Source organism: Streptomyces sp. PsTaAH-137, from assembly GCF_003259365.1.
In the GTDB taxonomy this organism is placed as follows: Bacteria; Actinomycetota; Actinomycetes; order Streptomycetales; family Streptomycetaceae; genus Streptomyces.
Genome location: NZ_QLLY01000003.1, coordinates 413,017 through 439,099 on the forward strand (window position 1 = coordinate 413,017; position 26,083 = coordinate 439,099).

21 protein-coding genes are annotated in these 26,083 nt (G+C 69.5%); 5 read left to right on the plus strand and 16 right to left on the minus strand.

The window, feature by feature from the left end; all coding sequences use genetic code 11:
* Positions 1 to 12 precede the first annotated feature (12 nt).
* The gene (locus K377_RS08240; protein WP_111662523.1) at positions 13 to 5,076 is read left to right on the plus strand and encodes a hypothetical protein; all 5,064 of its coding nucleotides are present in this window, start codon (positions 13 to 15) and stop codon (positions 5,074 to 5,076) included.
* Positions 5,077 to 6,070: 994 nt separating this feature from the next.
* On the opposite strand, the gene K377_RS08245 is transcribed toward K377_RS08240, so the two are convergent.
* Complete coding sequence (locus K377_RS08245) at positions 6,071 to 7,399, minus strand: class I SAM-dependent RNA methyltransferase (protein WP_111662524.1); 1,329 nt, start codon at positions 7,397 to 7,399, stop codon at positions 6,071 to 6,073.
* 112 nt (positions 7,400 to 7,511) lie between these two features.
* Complete coding sequence (locus K377_RS08250; RefSeq protein WP_111662525.1) at positions 7,512 to 9,560, minus strand: APC family permease; 2,049 nt, start codon at positions 9,558 to 9,560, stop codon at positions 7,512 to 7,514.
* Positions 9,561 to 9,831: 271 nt separating this feature from the next.
* Between K377_RS08250 and K377_RS08255 the strand changes: the two genes are divergently transcribed.
* Together K377_RS08255 and K377_RS08260 are read left to right on the plus strand one after the other, a co-directional pair.
* Positions 9,832 to 10,503: a TrkA family potassium uptake protein gene (locus tag K377_RS08255; RefSeq protein ID WP_111662526.1), complete on the plus strand. Its 672-nt coding sequence runs from the start codon at positions 9,832 to 9,834 to the stop codon at positions 10,501 to 10,503.
* Positions 10,503 to 11,174 carry a TrkA family potassium uptake protein gene (locus tag K377_RS08260; protein WP_111662527.1) on the plus strand — a complete coding sequence of 224 codons (672 nt, stop codon included), beginning with the start codon at positions 10,503 to 10,505 and terminating at the stop codon, positions 11,172 to 11,174. The genes K377_RS08255 and K377_RS08260 overlap by 1 nt, the downstream gene beginning before the upstream one ends.
* A 139-nt stretch (positions 11,175 to 11,313) precedes the next feature.
* Here the strand turns inward: K377_RS08260 and K377_RS08265 are convergent, their stop codons facing one another.
* The 8 genes from K377_RS08265 to K377_RS08300 form a co-directional block, all read right to left on the minus strand.
* Positions 11,314 to 12,102, minus strand: a complete 789-nt coding sequence (locus K377_RS08265) for a DUF3159 domain-containing protein (RefSeq protein ID WP_111662528.1) — start codon at positions 12,100 to 12,102, stop codon at positions 11,314 to 11,316.
* A gap of 3 nt (positions 12,103 to 12,105) precedes the next feature.
* Positions 12,106 to 12,486, minus strand: coding sequence for an OB-fold nucleic acid binding domain-containing protein (locus K377_RS08270; RefSeq protein ID WP_111662529.1), 381 nt, complete (start codon positions 12,484 to 12,486; stop codon positions 12,106 to 12,108).
* A gap of 40 nt (positions 12,487 to 12,526) precedes the next feature.
* A complete protein-coding gene (locus tag K377_RS08275; protein WP_111662530.1) occupies positions 12,527 to 13,210 on the minus strand; it encodes a response regulator in 684 nt (227 codons plus the stop codon).
* Positions 13,207 to 15,783 carry a sensor histidine kinase KdpD gene (locus K377_RS08280; RefSeq protein WP_111662531.1) on the minus strand — a complete coding sequence of 859 codons (2,577 nt, stop codon included), beginning with the start codon at positions 15,781 to 15,783 and terminating at the stop codon, positions 13,207 to 13,209. The genes K377_RS08275 and K377_RS08280 overlap by 4 nt, the downstream gene beginning before the upstream one ends.
* A 137-nt stretch (positions 15,784 to 15,920) precedes the next feature.
* Positions 15,921 to 17,129, minus strand: a complete 1,209-nt coding sequence (locus K377_RS08285) for an alginate lyase family protein (RefSeq protein ID WP_111662676.1) — start codon at positions 17,127 to 17,129, stop codon at positions 15,921 to 15,923.
* Positions 17,130 to 17,328: 199 nt separating this feature from the next.
* Positions 17,329 to 18,105 carry a DUF3710 domain-containing protein gene (locus K377_RS08290; protein WP_111662532.1) on the minus strand — a complete coding sequence of 259 codons (777 nt, stop codon included), beginning with the start codon at positions 18,103 to 18,105 and terminating at the stop codon, positions 17,329 to 17,331.
* Position 18,106: 1 nt separating this feature from the next.
* Positions 18,107 to 18,652, minus strand: coding sequence for a dUTP diphosphatase (gene dut / locus K377_RS08295; protein ID WP_111662533.1), 546 nt, complete (start codon positions 18,650 to 18,652; stop codon positions 18,107 to 18,109).
* Positions 18,649 to 19,233, minus strand: coding sequence for a PaaI family thioesterase (locus K377_RS08300; protein ID WP_111662534.1), 585 nt, complete (start codon positions 19,231 to 19,233; stop codon positions 18,649 to 18,651). The genes dut and K377_RS08300 overlap by 4 nt, the downstream gene beginning before the upstream one ends.
* A 58-nt stretch (positions 19,234 to 19,291) precedes the next feature.
* Between K377_RS08300 and K377_RS08305 the strand changes: the two genes are divergently transcribed.
* Positions 19,292 to 19,750 (plus strand): DUF3093 domain-containing protein, encoded by a 459-nt coding sequence (locus tag K377_RS08305; protein ID WP_111662535.1) that lies wholly within the window; start codon positions 19,292 to 19,294, stop codon positions 19,748 to 19,750.
* On the opposite strand, the gene K377_RS08310 is transcribed toward K377_RS08305, so the two are convergent.
* From K377_RS08310 to K377_RS08325, 4 genes are all read right to left on the minus strand, one after another.
* Positions 19,739 to 20,755 carry a hypothetical protein gene (locus K377_RS08310; RefSeq protein ID WP_111662536.1) on the minus strand — a complete coding sequence of 339 codons (1,017 nt, stop codon included), beginning with the start codon at positions 20,753 to 20,755 and terminating at the stop codon, positions 19,739 to 19,741. The two genes, K377_RS08305 and K377_RS08310, sit on opposite strands and share 12 nt — an antisense overlap.
* A gap of 13 nt (positions 20,756 to 20,768) precedes the next feature.
* Positions 20,769 to 21,065: a DUF4193 domain-containing protein gene (locus K377_RS08315; RefSeq protein ID WP_018535993.1), complete on the minus strand. Its 297-nt coding sequence runs from the start codon at positions 21,063 to 21,065 to the stop codon at positions 20,769 to 20,771.
* Between the two features lie 459 nt (positions 21,066 to 21,524).
* A complete protein-coding gene (locus K377_RS08320) occupies positions 21,525 to 22,778 on the minus strand; it encodes a HAMP domain-containing sensor histidine kinase (RefSeq protein WP_111662537.1) in 1,254 nt (417 codons plus the stop codon).
* Between the two features lie 7 nt (positions 22,779 to 22,785).
* Positions 22,786 to 23,439 carry a response regulator transcription factor gene (locus K377_RS08325; RefSeq protein WP_111662538.1) on the minus strand — a complete coding sequence of 218 codons (654 nt, stop codon included), beginning with the start codon at positions 23,437 to 23,439 and terminating at the stop codon, positions 22,786 to 22,788.
* Positions 23,440 to 23,788: 349 nt separating this feature from the next.
* Here K377_RS08325 and K377_RS41595 point away from each other — a divergent pair, with 349 nt between their 5' ends.
* Positions 23,789 to 23,962, plus strand: a complete 174-nt coding sequence (locus tag K377_RS41595) for a hypothetical protein (protein ID WP_181512503.1) — start codon at positions 23,789 to 23,791, stop codon at positions 23,960 to 23,962.
* 127 nt (positions 23,963 to 24,089) lie between these two features.
* Here the strand turns inward: K377_RS41595 and K377_RS08330 are convergent, their stop codons facing one another.
* On the minus strand, positions 24,090 to 24,887 hold the full coding sequence (locus K377_RS08330; RefSeq protein ID WP_111662539.1) for an inositol monophosphatase family protein: 798 nt from the start codon (positions 24,885 to 24,887) through the stop codon (positions 24,090 to 24,092).
* Between the two features lie 10 nt (positions 24,888 to 24,897).
* A complete protein-coding gene (locus K377_RS08335; protein WP_111662540.1) occupies positions 24,898 to 26,037 on the minus strand; it encodes a ferrochelatase in 1,140 nt (379 codons plus the stop codon).
* Positions 26,038 to 26,083: the final 46 nt, after the last annotated feature.

Below are 26,083 nucleotides of genomic sequence, written 5' to 3' on the forward strand. Positions count from 1 at the left end.
GGGGGAAAGAGTTTGCCGGACCGTAACACACCAGAGCCGACGGCCGAGTGCGACGCGTACGGCACCATCCTCGTGCTGCACGCACTTGCAGCGCTCACACAGCATCCCGGTAGCTCGCCTGTCGAAGCGCTCCAGCTCGTGCGGACCCTCGTCGGGCGTACGACCCTGCTCACCGCGGACATGCCGCTTCCCTTGGACTCGCTCCGTTACGAAGGACCTAGGGAGCAGCTGAGCGGAGTGGGGGCGCTGCTGGCCGAGGATATGGAGCCCCGTTCCACAGGGCTCCAGGCCCAGTTGCTGGCCCTGCAGGAGGCCGGACTTGTCGACAAGTTGTACGACTTCGTCGCACGGGCGGAGAAAATCCACTCCTCCGGCGGCTCGACGCGGCCGGTGCCGCCAGCACCGCACCCCGACGGTCCCGAGGCCGTGCACACGTTGCTGCGGCCGGCGGGGGGTTGGTCCACGATCGCAACCCTGACATTGGAGTTCTCCGCGCACTCCCCCGCGTCGACTGATCTCATGCCGGATGCCAAACAGGCCACGGTTGTGAGCCCACCCTGGTCGCCGATCGGTGACGGATTCAAGGCCGAAGCAGAGCTGGCGCTGGTCCAGGCCTGCCGCCTCGCCAGGACTCGGGGACGAGCCCAGCCGCCGCGTATCGCCGTCTCTTTCACGTCACCCGAGGTCCACTCTCCCTCTGCGGCACAGGACGGCGTCAGCGCCGCGGCCGTCGCCCTCACCTACCTCGCACAGGAAACTGGGCTCCCTTCTCCCGCACGCAAGAACGTGTTCGTCATGGCCGGCATCACACCCGAAGGCCAGTGGACGGCCCCGGACGATCTGCTCCTCTGGGAGACGGTCCGTGCCTCGGGGCTGGCGATCCTCAGCTCCAGTGCCGGAGGGTGGATCCTGGAAGGACGCGGTGCGCCGCGAACGTCCGCGGACCGGTCCCTGAACGGGGCGGCCGAGCTTCTGTGGGGCTCCAAGTGGGACGACGTCCAGGACCGGTGGCATACCGAGAACCTCCAGGCACAGCGCTGGAGCATCGTCTACGCAACACCCGGCTCCCGCGCATTTCAGGGCACGTCGGCATGGCAGGAAGACCCTGATGAGCCACCACTCGTGGAGGCCCCCCAGGTGGCCTCACTACACGGGCAGCTCATTCTCCAGCCGAAGCTGGGGATGGTTCTCGGCGGGCCAATGAACAGCGGCAAGAGCGTGATCGCCCGCCAGTTGGTCACCAGGCTCGAAGGACAACGGTGGCGGATCCTTGCCCTGACACCGGCCGACAAACAACTGCCCCTGCCCGGGGACCTGTCTGCGATTGTCCGCTCCGCGATGCATCTCACCGGTATCGCCCCCGGGGTCAAGACCCTTGTAGTGATCGAGGACCTGCACCCCCTGGAGCGGGGCAACGTCGGTCGCGTGGTCTCCTCGTTGGTGGGAGACGTGGGCATCGGTGTGCTCGCCCTCACACGCTTCTCCGAAGGCTCCGGAGTGGAGTGGGACTCCAGCAACGTGTCACCGATGACAGCGGTGGTCGGCCAGCCCGAGGTGGCGGCGCTCGCAGCACAGATGGTTGAGGACCACCCCCACGTCTACGGCGGGGCGGTGGACGCCCTACCGCTGCTGCTGGAGGCAGCCAGGGGAGACCTGTGGGTGCTCAGCCGCTCCCTGCGGGAGGAGTCGGCCAAGCCAGCGGACGGACCACGTGGGACTCGGGCGGGCACAACCCGGGCAGAACCAAGCGACGCGCTCTCTGCGGTCGACCCGGAGGAAGCGGACGAGCTACGACTGGTCGCCGCCGTCTCTCAGCTGGGCGACGGGGTGCCCGAGGAATACGTGTCGGCGCGAGCCCTTGTCGTGCTCGACCGCTTCGGCGCCCGCCGCACCATGGGCTCGGTCAGGATTCCCAGCCGTCACTACGCTCGGAAAGTACTCAAGGAACTGACGCCGGGGCCGGACAACGGCGAGGGCACTGCTGCGGGTGTCAACCTGCAGAGAATGTCGGGTCCTTTGGAGGCCTACCTGCTGAGGCTGTTCGGTGACGACCGACCCCGCCAGCTGATCAGCCTGCTGCGGGTCTGCCACGCATACGACTCCATGCTCCTGGCGGAGCTTCTGTCCAGGTCCAGCGTGCGTGACGCTGTCGCGGAGTGGACGAACACCGGTGAGGTGGCAGCGGTGTGTGTCGTCCTGACGACCTGTGACCGCTACCTCGAGCCGAACTGGGTGCCGGCCAGGCTCCCGGGCGTCATGGCGCGGGTGCCCAACGCCGGGGGCCTGACCGCCCGCACTATGTCATCCGTCCTGAGGCTTATCTCCCGGTACCAGCGCCATATTCAGAAAACCGACGAGTTCGATGCCTTGATGAATTGGTTGGCGAAGCCGGGGGAAGGTCTCGAAGCCGTGCTGAACAGGCCAGCCTCGGTCGAGGACCGGTACCACCTGGCCCGTAAGGTGTTCCGGCTCTACCACGAGAACTCTCCGGCGCTGCTCATCAGGTCGACCGATGCCCTTGTGAGGGACATCCGTCCCCTGGTGGCGGAGGATCTCATCCACGTGCGGAAACTCGACGTCCTGCTGAACCGCTGCCATCGAAGGTCCCCGAACCGGAATGCGCAGCAGCATCGGCGTCCGCTGGAGGGATGCCAGGAGATCCAGGACGTGCTAGACCACCGGCCGCCGAGCAACGCCAGGTTCGGTGTGGTGGTCGGCTGGCTCTCCTTGCAGCTTCACTTCAACGGTAAGGAAATCGACTGGGATCAGCTCATCGGCTCGCATGAACTCCAGGTACGGGCGGCACTCGGGCGGGCGACCGCTTCCGAGGTGAGTCTGGCCCTGGGTGACCTGGCCCGGAACCATCGGGGCTTCTGCACCAAACTGCTCAACAAGGTCCATGCCACGGAGCAGTTCCGCGCTCTGCTGCGTGAGGCGGCGCCGTCAGAGGCCGCTCAACTCATCTCCGTACTTTCGAACATCCACAGCGTGACCGTCCGGTACCTGCTGTATCGAGAAGCCGACGGCGTCATTGAGGCCGACATCCTCTTGGCGCGGGCGCTCGCGAACCGGGTCCTGAAACTGGAGGACGGCAAGGGTGCGGGCCGGCTCCTGTCCACCACCCACCGGGTCGATGAGCTGTATTGCCATACTGCTGACACTTTCGCCGGCGCACTGGCGGCATATCTGGGCGAGCAGTTCGCACTCGCGCTTTTGCGCCACGAACGGCGGCCATCCGTCCTGTACTACTTCCTCCGCGGTCTCTGGGAGGCGGAGGCCGACTACCGGCGCCACGTCGAGCACAGTTCGTTCCAGCTGATCGTCGAATCGATCGGATCCTCGTACCGGTTGCACCGGCCGTGGGCAGCCCCGCTGGGGCTCCTGCTCGTCGGAGACAACTACTTCGGCGAAGAGCTGCTCATCAAACTCTCTCAAGCGATCGATCCCGTTCCGCTGGCGAAGCGGATGACCGAGCCAGGGCTCAAGGCGGAGACCTTCGCCTCGCTGCACCAACTGGCCCGGGCGGTCCACCCAGACATTCCCCAGCGGTACCGAGCCAGGTTCGACATGGATCGGCTGCTCGCTTCCCTCGTCCCAGCCAGCCCGGATTCGGTGGCACAGCGCCTCCGGGCGACCGCGACGACTCTGCGCATGAGCGGGGAGGAGAACGCGCAGGCCCTGTTGCTATCGCGGTTCAAGGAGTCCGTGCCGTCCTGGGACTGGGCCAGCGAGATCCGCAAGACCCCGACCACGGCGGCCCTCGTTCAGGCGCTCGACAACCTGCGGAAGCTCGATCCCGCACTGGCGACCAGCGTCGTTCACGAGCTCGACCGGACGGCGGAGGACGAGCAGTCCAGCTATCTGCAGGATTCCGTGATGCGGTCCGTGTCGACACCAGACCAGTTGGCCAATCTCCTGCGCGCGGTCGATCTGATCCAGCCGGGGCAGGGACGCCGACTGCTCGACGTCCTGCGCAACGCCCATCACGCGTGGGTGAGTTTTACAGAGGAGTTCCAGTACGAGCAGGACCCCAGCAACCAAGGCAGACTCGGCAGACAGCTAGCGGGACTCGGCGTGCTCCCGGGGCAAGGGAATCTCGCCTGGATGAAGGCGCTGGTGTACGAGAAGTGGCTGAAGATCGTCTCTCATCTTGCCAGCCCCCGTGCGATCCGAGAGCTGCTGAAGCTGACCTACATCTGGGACGAGCAGTGGGGTCACGAGATCGCGGCCAGCGTCGACCATGGCAAGCTCCTGAGCCGGATCGGCCTCGGGAGCGCGGCCGATGTGGGGGAAGTACCCGACCTCCTGCACATCCTTACGCTGACGGGTCAACGGGAACTGGCCCACACCCTTGTCGAAAGGATCACCACCGAGGGTCCCGACGTCCTGGCTCGCAGGCTGGGACTGAGGGGCGCCTCCCAACTCCTGCGTCGGCTGCATGCCCTGAGTCGTGGGGAAGTCGAGCAGTTCGGGGCGGCGACAAGCCGCCTGCTGGAGTCGTTCATGCGGCGACACCTCGTCGTCTCCCCCGACACCCATTGGAAAGCCATCGGTTGGGCTTCGCAGGCCCTTCACGAGGTGGGGCAGGAGCAACTGCTCCCGCAGGTCGCACCGAGCCTCCCTGTCAATGGCGCCTATGGAGCAGAGGTGAGCTGGGCGGCCGCTTGGCTTCCGGAGTCCTCCTGGACGGAGGCTGCCCTGGACGAGGCGCTTCCCGCGTTCCAACGGTCGTCCCGCACCTGGTGTGAGGCCGAGCTCACGACCATGGCACTGATCACGTGTGCCCGCACGGGCCGTCTGGAGGATCCGTCGGGCAACGAGACGTACTGGAGTCTCAGCGCGGAGGCGTCTCTCGGAGCCCTGGCGCTGGCCTACCGCAGTGCACTGGACCACGAGGAGATGGGCCGGCTTTTGCTGGCGCTGAAGCCGGCCGTCGAGCGACGTCTGCAGTCGCGCGTCCACTCGGTGGACCCCTGGCTGCCGACACTGCGGTCCCTCCTGAAGCGGATGCGAGACCCCGCGGAGGAAGGCCGTCCCAGCCTGTTCGGCCCGGGCGGTCTCCTGGATCGCCGCTGACACACCCGCCAAACTGGCTGGGCACTCGGCGACGGGCACGCAGGCCGCAGCCGCAGTCAGTGGGACCACCGCTTCGCATAGGGCCGACGCCAAGGATCTGTGTCTGCGGCTGTTCACCGGGACGGACCTCTGTTGGGTGGTTACGGGGCGAGGTCGAGTCCGTGCCGGAGTAGCAGGGGTCTACCGACCAGGAGGGGGTGCCGTCGAGTTCGGCGCGCATGCCCATGCCGAACACGACGTCGCCTCGGCCAGCGGGTGGCGGGTGTGCAATTCGCCGTATGCGGGGCGAGGCTGAGGACTAGGCGGGGGTGTCGTTCTCGTGGAGCGCGACGACGCTGGTAGCCAGCGGGCGGTCGATGTTGAGGGTGCCGGTCTTGCAGCGACGACGGCGGTGACCTGGCCGGTGCCCTGCGGGTGAGTGTCGCTATTGATCAGGGCGCCGTGGCGGGCGCCGTTGCCGATGGCCGCGCTAATCGCGGTCGGGTGGCGAAGCCAGCCCGCGCGCGGGCAGGCGACCAGCAGCATGGTCATCGCCCGCCGGGCGTCGCAGGTGAGGACGTACGTTCCGGTCGCCCGGGCCAGGACACGGGGACGAAGCGGCGGATAAACCGGATCGCGACAGTCTGGATCGAGGCCCGGTCGGCCTGCCTGGGCCTCCTCGACGCGGCTGATGATGCTCGTAAACCGCCGCCACGCCCCCGGCGCGACATCATCCCTTCGTCGCGCCAGGCGGTACACCGCACCCGCGAGCGGAATGGGCTTGACCACACGCTCACGGGCACCTGACATGCCATCAGGACGAGCGTCATATGAGCGTCGAGACTGCCACACACCGCCCCCGCGGAGATCGTGGCACAACGCTCGCCCCCCACCACTGGCTGAAACCGCAGCTCAGAGCCGTTCGACCGGCATACGGCGCACTCGACGTCGTGCACTCATGGAAACAGGTCGGCCGGACCCGCCCGAAACCCAGAAACCCAGAAGAACCAGCAGGTCAGACGCTCTTCGAGGCGGGCTCAAGAATGGCCACACACTCCACATGATGCGTCATCGGAAACAGATCGAACGCCCGAAGCATCCGCACCCGGTACCCGCCCTCCCGGAAGTACCCCAGGTCCCGCGCCAGCGCCGCCGGGTCGCAGGCCACGTACGCGATGCGGCGGGCGCCCAGGGTCGAGAGGTGGGCGACCGTCTTCTTGCCGGCGCCCGCGCGGGGCGGGTCCAGGACGATGAGGTCCACCTCGGTGATGCCGGTGCGCGGGAGGACGGCCTCGACCTTGCCCTGTTCGATGCGGACCCGGTCGAAGCCGGAGAGGTTGTGGCGGGCGTCCTCCACCGCGCGCTTGCCGGACTCGATGCCGAGCACCGCGCCCTTGTCGCCGATCCGGTCCGCGAGCGCGCCCGCGAAGAGGCCGACGCCGCAGTACAGGTCGAGGGCCATGTCGCCCTTGCGCGGGAGCAGGCCCTGCATGACGGCCTTCATCAGGGTGTCCGCCGCCTTGGGGTGGACCTGCCAGAAGCCGCCGCTGCCGACGCGGTACGTGCGGTCGTCGGCGCGCTCGCGCACGAAGGCGCGGCCGTGCACGCGGTGCACCCCGCCGTCCTTCTCCTCGACGCGCATCACGGAGACCGGCTTGTCCAGCTCGACGAGGGGCAGCCGGGCGCCGGGCTTCGGCTCCAGGATCACCATGCGGTCCTGGGAACCGGTCGCCGCGATCGCCTCGACCGACTCCATACCGGCCCAGTCCCGCTTCTCGATGCCCAGCTCGGAGACGCCCTCTGCGGCGATCATGCAGTGCTCGACCGGCTCGACCTCGTGCGAGCGGTGGCGGCGCAGCCCCGCGTTGCCGTCCGCGTCGATCGCGTACTGGACGCGCGTACGCCACTGCGGGACCTCGCCCGCCGGGAGCTTGTCGCCCTCGGCCGGCATGACGGTGCCGTCCCAGCCGGCCTCCTCGGGCGTGAGCCCGGCCAGGCGCTGCAGCTGCTCGGCGATGACCTCGCCCTTCAGCCGGCGCTGGGCGCCGGGCTTGGCGTGCTGCCAGTCGCAGCCGCCGCAGCGGCCGGGGCCCGCGTAGGGGCAGGGGGCCTCGACGCGGTCCTTGGACGCGTCGAGGATCCGAACGGCGTCCGCGCGCAGGAAGCGGTCGCCCTCCTCGCCGTCGGTCACCTTCGCCACGACCCGCTCGCCGGGCAGCGTGTGCCGGACGAACAGAACCTGGCCCTCGGCCGTGCGCGCGATGCAGTGGCCACCGTGCGCGACGGGGCCGACCTCGACCTCGTACTCCTCCCCCACCAGGGACTTCGTCGGTTCTGCCTGCATGGCGGGAGCTCCAGTACGTCAGGGGGGGCCACAAACGGAGAAGCGGCCGGACAACAGCCCACCAGTCTACGTGGCTGTCACCCGGCCGCTCACCACGAGCCGACCCGCGAGGCTACTGCTTGCCGCTCGGCTCCTTCGGGCGCTTCTCGACCGGGCCGCGGCGCACCGCACCCGGCGCGTTCCACTCGGAGCGCCTGCGGGCCCGCTTCTTGGCGGCCTCGGAGGACTCCAGCTGGTACGGGACGGACGTCACCATGATTCCCGGCGTGAAGAGCAGGCGGCCCTTCAGGCGCAGCGCGCTCTGGTTGTGCAGCAGGTGCTCGTACCAGTGGCCGACCACGTACTCGGGGATGATCACGCTGACCGCGTCGCGCGGGGACTCGCGGCGCAGGCTCTTCACGTACTCGATGATCGGCCGGGTGATCTCGCGGTACGGGGAGTCGAGGACCTTGAGCGGGATCTCGATGCCGCGCCGCTCCCACTCCTCGCGCAGCGCCTTCGTCTCGGCCGGGTCGACGTTGACGCTCAGCGCTTCCAGGGTGTCCGTGCGCATCAGCTTGGCGTAGGCCAGGGCCCGCAGCGTCGGCCGGTGGATCTTCGAGACGAGGACGATCGAGTGGACGCGGGACGGGCGGACGCTGTCGTCGGAGGGCGTCTCCGGCGCGGCGATCTCCTCGGCGACCCGGTCGTAGTGCTTCCGGATCGCGGTCATCGTCGCGTAGAAGATGCACATGCCGAGCAGCGCGACCCAGGCGCCGTGGGTGAACTTCGTGACGAGGACGACCACGAGGACCAGGCCGGTGAAGAAGGCGCCGAAGGCGTTGATCGCGCGGGAGCGGATCATGTGGCGCCGCTTGTCGGCGTCGCGCTCGGTGCGCAGGTGCCGGTTCCAGTGCCGGACCATGCCGGTCTGGCTCAGGGTGAACGACACGAAGACGCCGACGATGTAGAGCTGGATCAGCCGGGTGGAGTCGGCGCCGTAGATGACGACCAGGAGCATCGCCGCGCCCGCGAGCAGCACGATGCCGTTCGAGAAGGCGAGGCGGTCGCCGCGGGTGTGCAGCTGGCGCGGCAGGTAGCGGTCCTGGGCGAGGATCGAGCCGAGCAGCGGGAAGCCGTTGTACGCGGTGTTGGCGGCCAGGAAGAGGACCAGGGCCGTCGCCGCCGCGAGGATGATGAAGAGGAAGCTGCCCTTGCCGAAGACGGCCTCGGCGACCTGGGAGATCACCGGGTTCTGGACGTAGCCGCTGCCGACCGCGACGCCGTTGTGGATCAGGTCGCTCGCCGGGTGCTCGGCCATCCGGACGTTGGTGGCCATGGCCAGGGCGATGATGCCGCAGAACATGGTGACGGCGAGCGCGCCCATGAGCGCGAGCGTGGACGCCGCGTTCTTCGACTTCGGCTTGCGGAAGGCCGGTACGCCGTTGGAGATCGCCTCGACGCCGGTCAGCGCCGCGCAGCCGGAGGAGAAGGCGCGCAGCAGGAGGAACACCAGCGCGAACCCGGCGAGGCCCTGGTGCTCGGCCTTGATGTGGAAGTCCGAGGTGGGGGCCTTCATGGTGTCGCCGAGGACGATCCCGCGGAAGGCGCCCCAGACGATCATGATGAAGACGCCGGCGACGAAGACGTACGTCGGGATGGCGAAGAGCTTTCCGGACTCCTTCACCCCGCGCAGGTTCATCAGCGTCAGCAGGATGATGACGGCGCAGGCGCAGAGCACCTTGTGCTCGACCACGAAGGGGACCGCGGAGCCGAGGTTCTCGATGCCGGAGGCGATGGAGACGGCGACGGTCAGGACGTAGTCGACGAGCAGGGCGCTGGCGACGGTGAGCCCGGCCTTCGGGCCGAGGTTGGTGTTGGCCACCTCGTAGTCGCCGCCACCGCTCGGGTAGGCGTGCACGTTCTGCCGGTACGAGGCGACGACCGTGAACATCAGCACGACGACCGCGACGGCGATCCAGGGGCTGAAGTGGTACGCCGACACGCCCGCGATGGACAGGACCAGCAGCACCTCGCCGGGCGCGTACGCGACGGAGGAGAGCGGGTCGGAGGCGAAAACGGGGAGTGCGATGCGCTTCGGCAGGAGCGTTTCTCCGAGCCGATCACTGCGCAGTGCGCGCCCGATCAAGATCCGTTTGGGCACGTCGGTCAGTTTGGACACGCAGAGGATCGTAAGCGTTCGAACGGGGGGCCGCCCACCCGCCACCCCTATTCGTCCACAGCGCTCCCCCAAGTCCCCGACGATCCGGCGCCCCCACGCGAAGGTCGAGTTCGCGCCCATTGCCGATACGGTGGTCCCGAGCGCGAGCCGCAACACAAGCCCGCACCGTGCCCGAGATCGAGCCACACCGGCTGGACCGAGCCGCGAGAGAGAGACATGAGCAGGACGTTTACGCAGGTCAGTAGGCCTATGAGGAGTGCGGGGTAGGGCCGTGCATATCGTGATCATGGGCTGTGGCCGGGTAGGGTCCCAGCTTGCCCAGACCCTGGAACAGCAGGGCCACACGGTCGCCGTGGTCGACCAGGACCCGACGGCCTTCCGCCGTCTGGGCTCCGGGTTCGGCGGCCGCCGTGTCACCGGTGTCGGTTTCGACCAGGACACCCTGCGCGAGGCGGGCATCGAGGAGGCCGGCGCCTTCGCCGCCGTCTCCAGCGGTGACAACTCGAACATCATCGCCGCCCGCGTGGCCCGCGAGATGTTCGGGATCGAGAACGTGGCGGCGAGGATCTACGACCCCCGCCGCGCCGAGGTCTACCAGCGCCTGGGCATTCCGACGGTCGCCACGGTCCGCTGGACCGCCGACCAGATGCTGCGCCGCCTGCTGCCGTCCGGCGCGGAGCCGCTGTGGCGCGATCCCACCGGCGGAGTCCAGCTCGCCGAGGTGCACGCCTCGGAGTCCTGGGTCGGCCAGCGGATCAGCCGCCTCCAGGAGGAGACGGGCGTGCGCGTCGCGTTCCTGACCCGGCTGGGCGAGGCGATCCTGCCGACGTCGCAGACGGTGCTGCAGGAGGGCGACCTCGTCCACGTGATGATGCGCACGGACGACGTCGAGAAGGTCGAGGCGGCGTTCGCCGAAGGCCCTGAAGGGGAGGGCGGTCACTGATGAGGGTCGCCATTGCCGGAGCCGGAGCCGTCGGCCGCTCGATCGCGGGCGAGCTGCTCGAGAACGGGCACGAGGTCCTGCTCGTCGACAAGGCGCCGACCGCCATCTCGGTCGAGCGCGTCCCGCAGGCGGAGTGGCTGCTCGCCGACGCCTGCGAGATCACGTCCCTGGACGAGGCGGCGCTCCAGCGCTGCAACGTGGTCATCGCGGCCACCGGGGACGACAAGGTCAACCTGGTCGTCTCGCTGCTCGCGAAGACCGAGTACGGGGTCCCGCGCGTCGTCGCCCGGGTCAACAACCCCAAGAACGAATGGCTGTTCAACGAGTCGTGGGGCGTCGACGTCGCCGTCTCCACCCCGCGCCTCATGTCCGCCCTGGTCGAAGAGGCCGTCAGCGTGGGCGACCTGGTGCGTCTGCTGCGCTTCAGCCACGGCGACGCGAACCTGGTGGAGCTGACGCTCCCGCCCGAGTCGGCGCTCGCCGGCACGCGCGTGGGCGACGTCCAGTGGCCGGAGGACACGTCCCTGGTGACGATCATCCGCGGCACCCGCGTCCTGGCCCCCAGCCAGGAGGACTCCCTGGAGGCGGGCGACGAGCTGCTGTTCGTGGCCGCCCAGGCCCGCGAGGAGCAGCTGGAGGACCTCCTGTCGGTCCGCCGCGAAGGCGCGTAAGAGGCAAATAGGCGGCCCCGGCGAGCGATGCTCGCCGGGGCCGCCTATGTGCCTCTAGGGGCGCGGGGCTGTATCCGATATGCGGCTCCGCCGCGTGGGCGCGAGCAACCACAGCGGACCCGCACCCGCGAAACCGGCCTCAGCTCTCGCGGCGATGCCGCGCAGGCCCCCCGGAGGACGACGCGGCCTCACCGGCGGCCTCCCGCTCCTTGGCGGCAGCCTCCTCGGCCTCCATCTCCGCGAACACGTCGATGGGCGGCGGAGCCTTGGCGAGGAAGACCCAGGTCAGCCACACGGCCAGCAGGAACGGCGGGATCTTCAGCGCGATGAGCACCCAGCCGAACTGCGTGTTGTCCGAGTCCGTGTCGGCCCAGAAGTACATCGGGAAGAGGATCGCGCACTTCGCGAGCAGGATGAGTCCCCAGGCCCAACTCGCCTTCGCGTAGGCCTTCTTGCGGCCGGGGTTGCGCGTCCGCCAGGACAGGTTCTCCTTGAACACCGGGCCGAGGATCAGCCCGATGAGGGGAACACCGCAGAGCGTGGTCACGATGTACGCGAGCGCGAGCCCCAACGTGTAGAGCATGCCCGGCAGATAGAAGTCCTTGGCGTTGCCGGTCATCATCGCGAAGACGACACCGAACGCGACGCCGAAGACTCCGCTGAAGGCGTGCTTGACCGTGCCCTTCATGACCAGGCGCACGACGACGAGCACCAGGGACACCGCGAGGGCCGCGATGGCCGACACGTGCAGGTCCTTGTTGATCGTGAAGATGGTCACGAAGAGGAGGCCGGGCACCACGGTCTCCACCATGCCCCGGACTCCGCCGAAGGCATCGAAGAGAGCGGCCTCGGTCACCGCCCTGTCCGTGGTCGCGTCGGCGTCGGCACCGGCTTCGCGATCGGTCGGCTTGTCGTCGAGGGACGTCACCGGCTACTCCCGTCCGAGCGGTCTGAGTTCGTATTTGGGGTTGAAGAGCACCCTACGGCCCCGGCTCATCGAGACACGGCCCGAAGCGATCAGCTTGCGGCCCGGCTCGATGCCCACGATCGAGCGCCGGCCGAGCCAGACCACGTCGAGCGCGGCCGAACCGTCGAACAACTCCGCTTCCAGGGCGGGGACTCCGGCGCGTGGCCGCAGGGTCACCGTGCGCAACGTACCAGTAACCGTCACGATCTGTCGGTCGTGGCAGTCACCGATCCGTGTACAGCCAGTGGTCTCCGAGTCCTCGCGCAGCTCCTCCGACTCCAGGTCCTCCTGCGAGGTGGAGAGTCGGTCGAGCATGCGCCGGAAACGGCCCGCAACAGCACTCATACTTGAAGCGTACCCGGGCCCACCGGCACGGACGCAGGGGCTACTTCTCGAACCTGTACCCCATTCCCGGCTCCGTAATGAAGTGCCGCGGATGGGAGGGATCGGTCTCCAGCTTCCGGCGCAGCTGCGCCATGTACACACGGAGATAGTTCGTCTCCGTACCGTAGGACGGCCCCCACACTTCCTGAAGCAGTTGCTTCTGGCTCACCAGTCGTCCCGTGTTGCGCACCAGCACCTCCAGGAGGTGCCATTCCGTCGGGGTGAGGCGTACGTCTCGGCCGGCCCGGTTGACCTTCTTGGCGGCCATGTCGACGGTGAAGTCGGACGTCTCGACGATGCCCTCGTCCTCACCGCCGCCGGTCGGCTCGGCCCGCCGCACGGCCGCCCGCAGGCGGGCGAGGAGTTCGTCCATGCCGAAGGGCTTGGTGACGTAGTCGTCGGCGCCCGCGTCGAGCGCCTCGACCTTCTCGTCCGACGAGTGCCGGGCGGACAGCACCAGGATCGGCACCCGGGTCCAGCCGCGCAGGCCCCTGATCACCTCGACACCGTCCATGTCGGGCAGGCCGAGGTCGAGCACGATGACGTCCGGGTGGCGTGCGGCGGCGAGCTGCAGCGCCTGCGCGCCGTCCGCGGCGGCGTCCACCTCGTACTTGCGCGCCTTCAGGTTGATGACGAGGGCGCGGACGATCTGCGGTTCGTCGTCGACCACGAGCACCCGGGTCATGCGGACCTGCCTCTCTGAGCTGTCGTACGGATCAAGGGTTGATCAAGTGCGGTGTACGGCGCCCGGTCCGTGTGCGCCGCGCGCAGGGTGAGGACCATGGTGAGGCCGCCGCCCGGGGTGTCCTCGGCGGTGAGCGTGCCGCCCATGGCCTCGGCGAAGCCCCGCGCGACCGCGAGCCCGAGACCCACACCGGCGCCCCGGGGAGCGTCGCCGTAGCGCTGGAACGGGGCGAAGATGCGGTCCTTCGCCTCGTCCGGGACGCCGGGGCCGCGGTCGACGACCCGCAGCTCCACCCGGTCCCCCAGCGCGCTGGCGGCGACGAGGACCGGCTCGTCGGGCGGGCTGTACTTGACGGCGTTCTCGACGATGTTGGCCACCGCCCGCTCCAGGAGGCCCTTGTCGACGCTGACCATGGGCAGGGTCTCGGGGACGTCGAGATCGACGCTCAGGTCGGGGTCCGGTACGCCGACCAGGGCGAGCGGGACCACTTCGTCGAGGTCGGTCTCCCTGATCAGCGGGGTGACCGTGCCGGTCTGGAGGCGGGACATGTCCAGCAGGTTCCCGACCAGGTGATCGAGGCGGTCGGCGCCCTCCTCGATCCCGGCGAGCAGTTCCGCCTGGTCCTCGTCCGACCATTCGACGTCCTCGGAGCGCAGGGACGACACGGATGCCTTGATCCCGGCCAGCGGGGTGCGCAGATCATGCGAGACGGCCGCCAGGAGGGCCGTACGGATGCGGTTGCCCTCGGCGAGCGAGCGGGCCTGGTCGGCCTCGGAGCGCAGCCGCTGGCGGTCGAGGACGACGGCGGCCTGCGCGGCGAAGGCGGCGAGGACGCGCCGGTCCTCGGCGGGCAGCACGCGGCCGGACAGGACGAGCGCCGTGCGGTCGCCCACCGGCATGTCCACGTCGGCGTCCTCGGGGCGCCCGAGCGGCCGTGGCCCGACGCTGCCCGCGCAGGTCCAGGGCTCGGTGTCGCCGGCCCGTTCCAGGAGGGCGACGGAGTCCATCGCGAAGGTCTCCCGTACGCGTTCCAGGAGGGCTTCCAGACTGGTCTCGCCGCGCAGCACGCTGCCCGCGAGGAACGACAGGATCTCGGACTCGGCGCGCAGCCTGGCCGCCTGGTGGGTGCGCCGGGCCGCCAGGTCCACCACGGACGCCACCGACACCGCGACCCCGACGAAGATGGCGATGGCCACGATGTTCTTCGGGTCCGCGACGGTCCACAGGTGCAGCGGCGGGGTGAAGTAGTAGTTCAGCAGGAGCGAGCCGAACGCCGCCGAGGCGAGCGCCGGGAGCAGCCCGCCGACCAGCGCCGCCGCCACGATCAGCGACAGGAACAGCAGCATGTCGTTGGCGAGGCCGAGGTCGGCATCCACGTTGGTGAGGATCAGTGCGAGCAGCGCGGGTCCGCCGACGCCGATGAGCCAGCCCCACACGACGCGGGAGCGGCCGAGCCGGGCGCCGCGCGCGACGGGCAGGCCGCGCCCCTTGGCGACCTCCTCGTGCGTGACGATGTGCACGTCGAGGTCGGGGCCCGACTCGCGGGCGACGGTGGCGCCGACGCCGGGCCCGAACATGTACTGCCAGGTCTTGCGGCGGGAGGAGCCGAGCACGATCTGCGTGGCGTTGATCCCGCGCGCGAACTCCAGGAGGGCGGCGGGGATGTCGTCGCCGATCACATGGTGGAACGTTCCGCCGAGGTCCTCGACCAGGGTGCGCTGGAGCGCCAGCTCCTTGGGGGACGCGGCCGTGAGCCCGTCGCTGCGGGCGATGTACACGGCCAGGACCTCGCCCCCGGCGCCCTTCTCCGCGAGCCGCGCCGCCCGCCTGATCAGCGTACGGCCCTCGGGACCGCCCGTGAGGCCGACGACGATGCGCTCGCGGGCCTGCCAGGTGGAGCGGATGTTGTGCTCGCCCCGGTACTGCTGGAGGTACTCGTCGGCCCGGTCGGCGACCCAGAGCAGGGCCAGCTCGCGCAGGGCCGTGAGGTTGCCGGGGCGGAAGTAGTTGGAGAGGGCCGCGTCGACCTTGTCCGGCTTGTAGATGTTGCCGTGCGCCATCCGGCGGCGCAGCGACTGGGGCGACATGTCGACCAGCTCGATCTGGTCGGCGCGCCGGACCACCTCGTCCGGGACGGTCTCGCGCTGCCGGACCCCGGTGATCGACTCGACGACGTCGCCCAGCGACTCCAGGTGCTGGATGTTGACCGTCGAGACGACGTCGATGCCGGCGGCGAGCAGTTCCTCGACGTCCTGCCACCGCTTGGCGTTGCGGGAGCCCGGGACGTTCGTGTGGGCCAGTTCGTCGACGAGGGCGACGGCGGGCGCCCGGTGCAGGACGGCGTCCACGTCCATCTCGTGGAAGACCGACCCGCGGTACCCGATCTCCGCCCGCGCGACCTGCTCCAGGCCGTGCAGCATCACCTCGGTGCGGGTCCGCCCGTGGTGCTCGACGAACGCGACCACGCAGTCCGTACCGCGCTCGACGCGGCGGTGCGCCTCGGAGAGCATCGCGTACGTCTTGCCGACGCCCGGTGCCGATCCGAGATAGATCCGTAGCTTGCCGCGTCCCATGGCCCCATTGTCTTTCAGTCGCCGCTCCACGCAGCGTCGACCTTACGGCCAGCAAGTCGGACAAAAGGGATGGATGTCTGGTGGGCGGGCGGCTTTGACGCAACCCTGATGCGCCGGAGCCGCCCGCCCGCGTACGGCTAACTCGGGTTCTCGGCGTGCGTCAGGGTCTCCCAGGCGACGAACAGGTTGTTGGACCCGGCGGGCCGCTGCTGCTCGGTGAGCTTCTGGGTGTTGGTCATCGCGGTGCCGAGGCGGGTGTGCAGCGCGTTGTACCCGACCTCCGTGACCGGTCCGAGGCCGCGGTTGACGCTGCCGCCGCACAGCGAGGCGGGCGGCGCCTCGCCGAGCTCGTACCTGGCCTGGAAGCCGAGCGCCTGCCGCAGCCGCTCGCCGACGTCCGTGCCGTACAGGTCCTGGCCCTGGATGCGGCTGGTCTCGGCGATGTGCGAGATGGCCGAGATGCCGTACCCGGTGTGCGTGAAGTCGCGGCAGGTCTCCTGCGTCAGGCCCGTCGTGAACGTCGACTGCCCCTGCCAGTAGCTGACGATCTTCGCCTTGGTGTCGAGGTTCTGACTGGGCACGGTCTTGGGCAGGTCGCCGTCCGAGGCCAGATAGACGTACGCGGCCGTGCGCGTGCGGAACTTCGCCATGGCCTTGTCGTACGAGGTCTTGTCCTCCAGGAAGACGGAGATCCCGACGGCGGCCTCCATCATCGACAGCTCCCAGTTGCCGTTGGAGTTGGAGCCGCCTATGACCTTGGGCAGGTAGACGTCGCGCAGCATCGTCTTGAAGCGGGCCTCGTTGGCCCAGCCGCCGCTGTAGGTGTACTTGATGATCTCGGCGGCCTTGGGCCAGGAGGAGCCGGCCCAGCCGGTCTGGAGGGGCGCGTTGCTGTTGGTGTGCTCCTTGATCGTGCCGGACCAGGCGTCCATGAGCGCGATGGACTTCTTCGCGTAGCGCTCGTCACGGGTGAAGTACCAGGCGAGGGCGTCGGTGTACGCGGCTATCGCGTCCTCGCGCTCGTCGGTGCAGCCGTAGTTGGGGTTGGAGTACGAGCCGCACTCGACGGTGGCGCGGGGCTTGGGGGTGCGGTTCAGGTCCGCGTACTTGCTGGCCATCATCTGGTCGTAGGCGCTCTTCCAGGGCTGCGCCCCGGCGTCGACCTTGGCCTTGGCGAAGTCCAGCTGCCCCTTGGAGACGGTGACGCCGGGGTGGGCGAAGGTGCTCGGCGCCGCGTCGGCACGGTCGGCGCCGGGCCAGGCGAGGACACCGGCGACGAGGGCGGTGACGGTGGTCGTCAGGGTGGCGAGCAGGGCGGTGCGCGAGCGTCTGTGACGAGCCTGCATGGTGGGGGCCATCCGTTCTCGTATATGAACGTGGGGCGCCAATGTGAACTCTGGCGTTGGCCGGTGACCCTAGGTACGGACCAGCCTTCCGTCAAGTACTGAAGAAAGAACGGCAGTTGATAGCCGGGCAGCGAAAAGCCGGGGGCCGCGCACCCTCGCGGATGCGCGGCCCCCGGCCACGTACGACGAACCTGCGGTGTCAGCGCACCTCGGTGATCTCCGGGCCGCGGGCCAGCTGGCCCATGCCGCCGGAGAAGCGCGAGGCCTCCTGAGCGTCCTGAGCGGCGCCCTCGGCGACCATCTGCGCGTCGTCGGGGAGCTTGAGGACGATCGGGTCGCGCGGGGCCATCGGACCCTCGCCGCGCACCACGACCGTGTCCCGGAAGATCTGCTCCAGGAGACCGGCGGCCTGCGGCTGCACCGCGCCCTGGCCCGAGATCACTCCGCGCAGGAACCAGCGCGGACCGTCCACACCGATGAACCGGACGACCTGGAAGCCGCCCGTGCCGTCGGGCAGCTGCACCGGCACCTGGGCGCGCAGCTCCCAGCCGAGCGAGCCCTCGATCTCGTCGATCACACCACCCTGCTGGGTGATGCCCGTGGCGATCTCCTCGCGGACCTCGCCCCAGATGCCCTCCTTCTTGGGGGCGGCGAAGGCCTGCAGCTGGATCGCGCTGTCCCTCAGGACGACGGTCGCGGCGACGATCGCGTCACCCGCGACCTCCACCCGCAGCTCCATGCCCTCGACACCGGGGACGAAGAGCCCGCCGAGGTCGACCCGGCCCTCGCCGGGCTCACGGACCTCGGAGCCGTCCCAGGGACCGTCGGGACGCGGCTCGGGCTCGAGTCGCACCCGCTGCGACCCGGCTGCGGCCTCATCGGCACCGTCGGCGCTGTCGTCGACGACCTGCTCGGCCTCGCCCGCCGCGTCCACTGCGTCCTCAGCGGAGCTGTTCTTCTTGCGACGTCCGAACACGTCACTGTCCTTCCCGGTCGGATACGACCGAAGCGTATCGATTCCCACCCTTTTGACCGTCTGTGTCCTCGACGGTCCCGGCGGAGACACCCACAGAGGCATGCCCGCCGGTGGACCCGAAGCCCCCCTCGGCCCGCGCCGATCCGGGAAGCTCCGCGACCTCGTGGAAGCGGACCTTCTCGACCTGCTGGACGACCAGTTGGGCAATCCGGTCGAAGCGCTCGAACCGCACGCTCTCGCGCGGGTCGAGATTCACCACGATCACCTTGATCTCTCCACGGTACCCGGCATCCACCGTCCCCGGGGCATTCACCAGAGCGACACCGCAGCGCGCGGCAAGCCCGGATCGCGGGTGCACGAAGGCCGCGTACCCCTCGGGCAGGGCGACAGACACCCCGGTGGGCAGCACGGTCCGCTCGCCGGGAGCGAGTTCGTACGCCTCCGTGGTCCGCAGATCGGCGCCGGCGTCGCCCGGCTGCGCGTACGCAGGCAGCGGTACATCGGGGTCGACGCGCCGGATGAGCACGTCAAGGAACTGCTGGGTCAAGGGTTCACCTCGAAGGCACGGGCGCGCCGGACCTGGTCCGGGTCGCTCATGGCCGCCCGGATCTCCTCCTGGCGGCCGTTGTCGATGAAGTGGTCGACCTTCACCTCGATGAAGAGGGCGTCGGCACGGACGGCGACGGGCCCGTCGGGGCCGCCGATCCGGCCGGTCGCGGTCGAGTAGATCTTGCGCCCGGCCACCGCGGTGATCTCGGCGGACAGGTGCAGCACGGTGCCCACCGGCACGGGCCGCACGTAGTCCGTCTCGAGGCGTCCCGTGACGGCGATGGCCTGCGTCAGCCAGTTCAGCGAGCCCAGCGTCTCGTCGAGCGCGGTGGCCAGCAGGCCGCCGTGCGCGAGGCCCGGGGCGCCCTGGTGCTCGGGGCGTACGGTGAACTCGGCGGTGACGGTGACGCCGTCGCCGGCCCGCGCCGCCAGATGCAGCCCGTGCGGCTGCTCGCCGCCGCAGCCGAAACAGTGTCCGTAGTGCGGGCCGAGGAGTTCGCCGGGGGCGGGCGCGTCGGGGTGCCGCACCGGCGCTATCGCGTCGGCCGGGGGCGTCAGAGCTGCTGAAGTACCACTCACAGGCGCAGACCTTACCCGCGAGTCCTGTGCCCGCACGCATCGTGCCAAGCTAGTCCGCATGGAGCTCTCGACGACGCCGTACGAAGAACGACTCACCGCGCCCCGTTCGTGGTGGGTCATCACCTTTCTCGTCGGTGTCGCGGGCGGCATCATCGCGCTGCCCTTCGGCACGCTCCCGCTGCTCGGCGGCTTCGTCGTCTTCCTGCTCGCCGCGGCCGTCATCACCAGCTCGTACGGGTCGATCCGGATCCGTGTCGTGGGCGACTCGCTGATCGCGGGCGACGCGAAGATCCCGCTGTCCGCGCTGGGCGCCGTGGAGGTGCTCGACGCCGAGGAGGCGCGCGCCTGGCGCATGCACAAGGCGGACCCGCGCGCCTTCATGCTCCTGCGCAGCTATGTGCCGACGGCGGTGCGGGCCGAGGTCATCGACCCGCAGGACCCCACCCCGTACCTCTACCTGTCGACCCGGGAACCTGAAGTTTTGGCAAAGGCTCTGGGCGGCGGGTCAGCCGCTTAGCTCCAGGGGGTCCTCGGGGGCTTCCAGGGGCGGCAGATCGCCCAGTTCGTCCCACGGCACCTGGGCGGCCCGCAGGTCCTTGCGGATCCGCTCGGCGAGCTTCTTGGTGTCCCGCCGGTTCATGACCGCGCCGACCGCCGCGCCGACCATGAACGGCGTCAGGCTCGGCAGGTTCCGCACCATCCGCTTCATGATCTGCTGCCGCAGTTCGCGCTTCATCTGACCGCCGAGCGCCGCGTTGACTGTCATCGGCTTCTTGACGTCGATCCCGCGCTCGTCCGACCATGAGTGCAGGTAGGCCGCGCTGCGGTCCTTCAGGCCGCCGGGCGGGCGCAGTCCGTAGACCTCGTGCAGTTCGGCGATGAGCTTGAGCTCGATCGCGGCCACGCCCGTGATCTCCGCGGCCAGCTCGGTGGGCATCGCGGGCGGTACGGGGAGCATCGCCGCGGCGCCGACTCCGGCGCCCACCGTGGATGTCGCGTTCGCCGCGCCGGTGATCAGTTTGTCCGCCAGCCGCTCGGGCTCCAGGCCCGGGAACTGCTTGCGGAGGGTCGCCAGGTCCCGTACGGGCACGCGCGGCGCGTTCTTGATGATCTGGTCGGCGAGATAGCCGATGCCGGCCTTGGCGGCGGCGCCGCCCTTGGCCATCCCCGTTCTCGCGGCGCTGCCGCCTTTCGCCATGCCCGCTCTCGCGAGGTCGCCGCTCCGGCGGACGCCGTCCCTGACGGCGGCCGCCCGGCCTCTGGCCACGCGCGCGGCGTGTGTCTCGGCGGCCGGGTCCGTGTCGTAGAGCTCCACGGCGTCGTCCACGGCTCTCGCCGGGACTGCTGCCGCGGGGTCGCCCGTCGTCTCGTGACCGTCCTGCGATTCGAGCGAGGCGTCTTCACCGGCGGCGCCGGGGAAAGAGCCTCGCTCGTCGTCACGCACGGCCTCTGACGGGCCTTGAGCCGCATCCCTGCGCTTGCTCCAGGTGCGGCGCTTCCAGGGCGGGGTCGAGCCAGTCATGCCCGACCCTGCCTCAGTCGCAGTCGCGGCAGATCGGCTGCCCGTTCTTCTCCCGCGCGAGCTGGCTCCGGTGGTGCACCAGGAAGCAGCTCATGCAGGTGAACTCGTCCTGCTGCTTGGGCAGGACGCGGACGGCCAGCTCCTCGTTCGAGAGGTCGGCGCCCGGGAGTTCCAGGCCCTCGGCCGCCTCGAACTCGTCCACGTCGACATTCGACGCGGACTTGTCGTTCCGCCGGGACTTCAGTTCTTCGATGCTGTCCTCGTTGAGGTCGTCATCGGTCTTACGTGGAGTGTCGTAGTCCGTTGCCATGTCGCCTCTCCCCCTCTGGGTGTCTGCGGTGTCTCAGCGCACGTAACGCATGAGAGGCCGGACTTGTGCCCGACCTGAGGCGGAGATTTTGCCTCACATCAAGGTCTGTTACTCAATCGACACCCAACCGGATCCCCCGAGAGTGATCAGCTTGGGTGGCGAACGGGACCGTACACGGTCCTCCTGCCGCACTGCACAGGCGCCATCCCGTGTACTTCCCGTGATCAAGCTGCCCGAAAACCCGGATTTTCCAGGCTTTCTGCCACCTTGAGCGATCACGGACCGTAGATGGCCGGAAATTCGCCCATGTGATCGATCACACACAGTCTCTCCGGGAACAGGTCCCGAAAATTCCGCTAAAAGCGAACTCCGTCAGCGCGTCGGCGGAAGCATGTCAGATCCGCACGCGCTGTGCATCTCGAACCGATGCAAACCGATGCCGTGGCGTCGGCCGCTGTCCTACAACGGCAGGGTGACGCGCATCACGAGGCCACCCCCCTCACGGGGCTCCGCCGCGATCCTGCCGCCGTGGGCGCGCGCCACGGAGCGGGCGATGGACAGGCCGAGGCCCACGCCCTTGTCGCTGCCGGTCCGCTCGGTGCGCAGCCGCCGGAACGGCTCGAAGAGGTTGTCGATCTCGTACGCGGGGACCACCGGGCCGGTGTTGGCCACGAGGAGCACCGCCTGGCCGTGCTGAGCCTCGGTGTCGACCTCGACCCAGCCGCCCTCCGGGATGTTGTACCGGATCGCGTTCTGCACGAGGTTGAGCGCGATGCGCTCCAGGAGTACGCCGTTGCCCTGGACGACCGCCTCCTTGCGCTCGCCGCGGATCTCCACGCCCTTCTCGTCCGCCTCGGACCTGGCCTGATCGAGCGCCTGGGAGGCAACCTCCGCCAGGTTCACGGGCTTGCGCTCCACGATCTGGTTGTCGCTGCGGGCGAGCAGCAGCAGGCCCTCCACGAGCTGTTCACTGCGCTCGTTGGTGGCCAGGAGGGTCTTGCCGAGCTGCTGGAGCTCGACGGGGGCGCCCGGGTCGGAGAGGTGGACCTCCAGGAGGGTGCGGTTGATCGCGAGCGGGGTGCGCAGCTCGTGCGAGGCGTTGCCGACGAAGCGCTGCTGGGCGGTGAACGCCCGCTCCAGGCGGTCGAGCATCTCGTCGAAGGTGTCGGCCAGCTCCTTGAGCTCGTCGTCCGGGCCGTCCAGCTCGATCCGGCGCGTGAGGTCCGTACCGGCCACCCGGCGCGCGGTGCGCGTGATGCGGCCGAGCGGGGACAGCACGCGGCCGGCCATGGCGTAGCCGAAGGCGAACGCGATGATCGCGAGGCCGAGCAGCGCCATGAGCGAGCGGCTGAGGAGGACGTCGAGCGCGTGCTGGCGCTGCTGGTTGACGCAGGCGTTCAGCGCGTCGTTCAGCTGGGAGTCCGACGGGTTGGACGGGAAGCTGCACACGTTGCTGACGATGTTGACGGTGCTGCCGTTGTTGACGATCTTGAACGGCAGTTCACTGCCCACGTTCAGGGCCTGCGCCGCCAGCAGATAGATGATCGACAGCAGCAGGATGCCCGCGATCAGGAACATGCCCCCGTACAGGAGCGTGAGCCTTATCCGGATCGTGGGGCGCAGCCAGGGGAAGGGCGGTTCGTCCTTGGGTCCCGGCAGCCAGGTCGGCTTGGGCGGCGCCGTGGGCTTGGGTGGGGCGGGTGAGGTGGCCATCGAGCGATCAGATCCGGTATCCCGAGCCCGGCACGGTGACGATCACGGCGGGTTCGCCGAGCTTGCGGCGCAGGGTCATGACGGTGACCCGCACGACGTTGGTGAACGGGTCCGTGTTCTCGTCCCAGGCCTTCTCCAGGAGCTGTTCGGCCGAGACCACGGCTCCCTCGCTGCGCAGCAGCACCTCCAGGACGGCGAACTCCTTGGGCGCCAGCTGGATCTCCTTGCCGTCGCGGAACACCTCGCGGCGGTTGGGATCCAGCTTGATGCCGGCGCGCTCCAGGACGGGCGGCAGCGGCACGCTCGTACGGCGTCCGAGGGCCCGGACACGGGCGGTCAGCTCGCTGAACGCGAAGGGTTTGGGGAGATAGTCGTCCGCGCCGAGCTCCAGGCCCTCCACGCGGTCGCTGACGTCGCCGGAGGCGGTCAGCATCAGGATGCGGGTGGACATGCCCAGCTCGACGATCTTCCGGGCGACGTCGTCGCCGTGCACGAGCGGGAGGTCGCGGTCGAGGACGACCACGTCGTAGTCGTTGACGCCGATGCGCTCCAGGGCGGCCGCGCCGTCGTACACGACGTCGACGGCCATGGCCTCCCGGCGCAGTCCGGTGGCCACCGCATCGGCGAGCAGCTGCTCGTCCTCGACGACGAGTACGCGCACGTCGCTTGTCCTTCCACTAAAGCCTTCGGTCGCCCACGGACAGCGCTCGGGCGCGTGTGGACAGGTCCGGTCACGGGGTTGTGTGTCACCATCCTGCCCCTTTCGGCCATAAACCGGCTGTAAGACGGTCTGGAGTCCGGGGAATGCGGGATTTTCTCGACGGGTTGAGGTTTCTGCGGAAGGACACGCGGGGAGGACGGCACTACATCCGCGATCACGCTTTGTATGTGGCATGCCACGAGCCGCTGTCGAGTCCGCTTCCCGCAGGGCGGCCCGATACGTGATCGCCCCTTCCAGAGGGCACACCCCCGTGCCACCGACCCACGACCCAGGACGAGGGGGCGCAACCATGGACGCATTCACCGCAGGCCTTCTGCAGCGCATAAAGGCGGCCGAGACCGACCTGACGCGGGCGCGCGAGACCGGCGACGACTTCCTCGCGGAGGTCGAGCAGGGCGAGCTGGACGATCTTCACCGCCTCGCCGCCGAGCACGGCGTGGAGATCCACGCCTCGTCCGTCTGACGCACCGCACACGCACGTACACGTACCGCACACGCACGCAGCGCACCCGCACCGCACACAGGGAAGGGCCCCGGCGCCTGGTTCGATCCAGGCAGGCGCCGGGGCCCTTTCCGTGCGCGGTGCGGGCTCAGTCGTGCCAGGCGCCGAGCTCTTCCAACCGGTCCTGGAGGGCCTCGAAGAGGCCGGGCGGGGCGGCGATCGTCAGCTCGCTCGACAGGGCTTCTCCGGGGCGGCCGCCGGTGCGGGCGCCTGCCTCGCGCGCGATGAGGTCGCCGGCCGCGAAGTCCCAGGGGTTCAGGCCGCGCTCGTAGTACGCGTCGAGGCGGCCGAGGGCCACGTCGCACAGGTCGATGGCGGCCGAGCCGCCGCGCCGGATGTCGCGGACGCGCGGCACCAACTCCCGTACGACATCGGCCTGATGGGCCCGCCGCTGGGCCAGGTAGCCGAAACCCGTACCGACCAGGGCCTGCTCGAAGGGCGGTGCCGTGCGCACCCGCACGGGCTCGTCGTTCACGAACGCGCCGCCGCCGAGGACCGCGCGGTAGGTCTCCCCGCGCATCGGGGCCGCGACGACCCCGACGAGCGTCTCGCCGTCCTTGCGGGCGGCGATGGAGACGGACCAGTCGGGGCGCCCGTACAGGTAGTTGACCGTGCCGTCGATGGGGTCGATCACCCACTCGACGCCGCTGGTGCCCTCCGAGGAGGCACCCTCCTCGCCGAGCACGCCGTCGTCGGGCCGGCGCTCCGCCAGGAAGTCCGTGATCAGCTTCTCGGAGGCGATGTCCATCTCGGTGACGACGTCGACGGCGCTGGTCTTGGTGGCGGCGACGCCGAGGTCGGCCGGGCGGCCTTCGCGCAGGAAGACGCCCGCGCGGGCGGCCGCCTCCAGGGCGACGTCGAGCAGCTCTGCCTTCAGATCGGTCACAGCGGTGTCCTTACGCGTACGGGCTGTCGGCGCCCGCGGCCGCGGGCTTGGGGGCGCGGGCCGGGCAGCAGCCCACCGGACAGAGGTCGTGGCTCGGGGCGAGCGCGCCAAGTGCGCAGCGTGTGACGTTCCTGCCGCTCTCGACCGCGGCGCGCTCCAGGATCAACTCCCGGACGGCGGTGGCGAAGCGCGGGTCGGCGCCCACGGTGGCGGAGCGGCGCACCGGCAGGCCGATCTCCTCGGCCTTGTCCGTGGCCTCCGTGTCGAGGTCGTACAGGACCTCCATGTGGTCCGAGACGAAGCCGATGGGGGCCATGACGACCGCGGGCGCCCCGGCTTCCTTCCGCTCCTCCAGGTGGTCGCAGATGTCGGGCTCCAGCCACGGGATGTGCGGGGCGCCGGACCGCGACTGGTAGACGAGCTGCCAGGGGTGGTCGACGCCGGTCTCCTCGCGGACGGCGTCGGCGATCACCCGCGCGACGTCCAAGTGCTGCTTCACGTACGCACCGCCGTCGCCGTGGTCGTCGGCCGGCCCGGAGGTGTCGGCGGCGGCGGTCGGGATGGAGTGCGTCGAGAAGGCGATGTGGGCGCCGTCCCGCACGTCGTCGGGGAGGTCGGCGAGCGACTTCAGGACACCGTCGACCATGGGGCGCACGAAACCGGGGTGGTTGAAGTAGTGCCGCAGCTTGTCGATCCGCGGGAGGTCTAGGCCCTCGGCCTCCAGGGCGGCCAGCGACTCCGCGAGGTTCTCCCGGTACTGGCGGCAGCCCGAGTACGAGGCGTACGCGCTGGTGGCGAGGACGAGGATGCGGCGGTGGCCGTCGGTGACCATCTCGCGCAGGGTGTCGGTCAGATAGGGCGCCCAGTTCCTGTTGCCCCAGTAGACCGGCAGGTCGAGGCCGTGCTCGGCGAAGTCCTTGCGCAGGGCGTCGAGCAGCGCCCTGTTCTGGTCGTTGATCGGGCTGACCCCGCCGAACAGGAAATAGTGCTGCCCGACTTCCTTGAGCCGTTCCTTGGGGATGCCGCGGCCCCTCGTCACGTTCTCCAGGAACGGGACGACGTCGTCAGGTCCCTCCGGGCCTCCGAAGGAGAGCAGGAGCAGGGCGTCGTACGGGCGGGCATCGAGGCTGGCAGCGTGCGCTTCTGGCATGTGTTCGATCCTGCCACCCGTCACTGACAGGCGGAAAACTGCCATG

Excerpts from the sequence above, each read along its gene's own strand:
- K377_RS08245 (WP_111662524.1), bottom strand. The coding sequence starts at position 7,399 with ATGCAGGCAGAACCGACGAAGTCCCTGGTGGGGGAGGAGTACGAGGTC.
- K377_RS08260 (WP_111662527.1), top strand. The coding sequence starts at position 10,503 with ATGAGGGTCGCCATTGCCGGAGCCGGAGCCGTCGGCCGCTCGATCGCG.
- K377_RS08270 (WP_111662529.1), bottom strand. The coding sequence starts at position 12,486 with ATGAGTGCTGTTGCGGGCCGTTTCCGGCGCATGCTCGACCGACTCTCC.
- K377_RS08275 (WP_111662530.1), bottom strand. The coding sequence starts at position 13,210 with ATGACCCGGGTGCTCGTGGTCGACGACGAACCGCAGATCGTCCGCGCC.
- K377_RS08280 (WP_111662531.1), bottom strand. The coding sequence starts at position 15,783 with ATGGGACGCGGCAAGCTACGGATCTATCTCGGATCGGCACCGGGCGTC.
- K377_RS08285 (WP_111662676.1), bottom strand. The coding sequence starts at position 17,129 with ATGCAGGCTCGTCACAGACGCTCGCGCACCGCCCTGCTCGCCACCCTG.
- K377_RS08305 (WP_111662535.1), top strand. The coding sequence starts at position 19,292 with ATGGAGCTCTCGACGACGCCGTACGAAGAACGACTCACCGCGCCCCGT.
- K377_RS08310 (WP_111662536.1), bottom strand. The coding sequence starts at position 20,755 with ATGACTGGCTCGACCCCGCCCTGGAAGCGCCGCACCTGGAGCAAGCGC.
- K377_RS08315 (WP_018535993.1), bottom strand. The coding sequence starts at position 21,065 with ATGGCAACGGACTACGACACTCCACGTAAGACCGATGACGACCTCAAC.
- K377_RS08320 (WP_111662537.1), bottom strand. The coding sequence starts at position 22,778 with ATGGCCACCTCACCCGCCCCACCCAAGCCCACGGCGCCGCCCAAGCCG.
- K377_RS41595 (WP_181512503.1), top strand. The coding sequence starts at position 23,789 with ATGGACGCATTCACCGCAGGCCTTCTGCAGCGCATAAAGGCGGCCGAG.
- K377_RS08335 (WP_111662540.1), bottom strand. The coding sequence starts at position 26,037 with ATGCCAGAAGCGCACGCTGCCAGCCTCGATGCCCGCCCGTACGACGCC.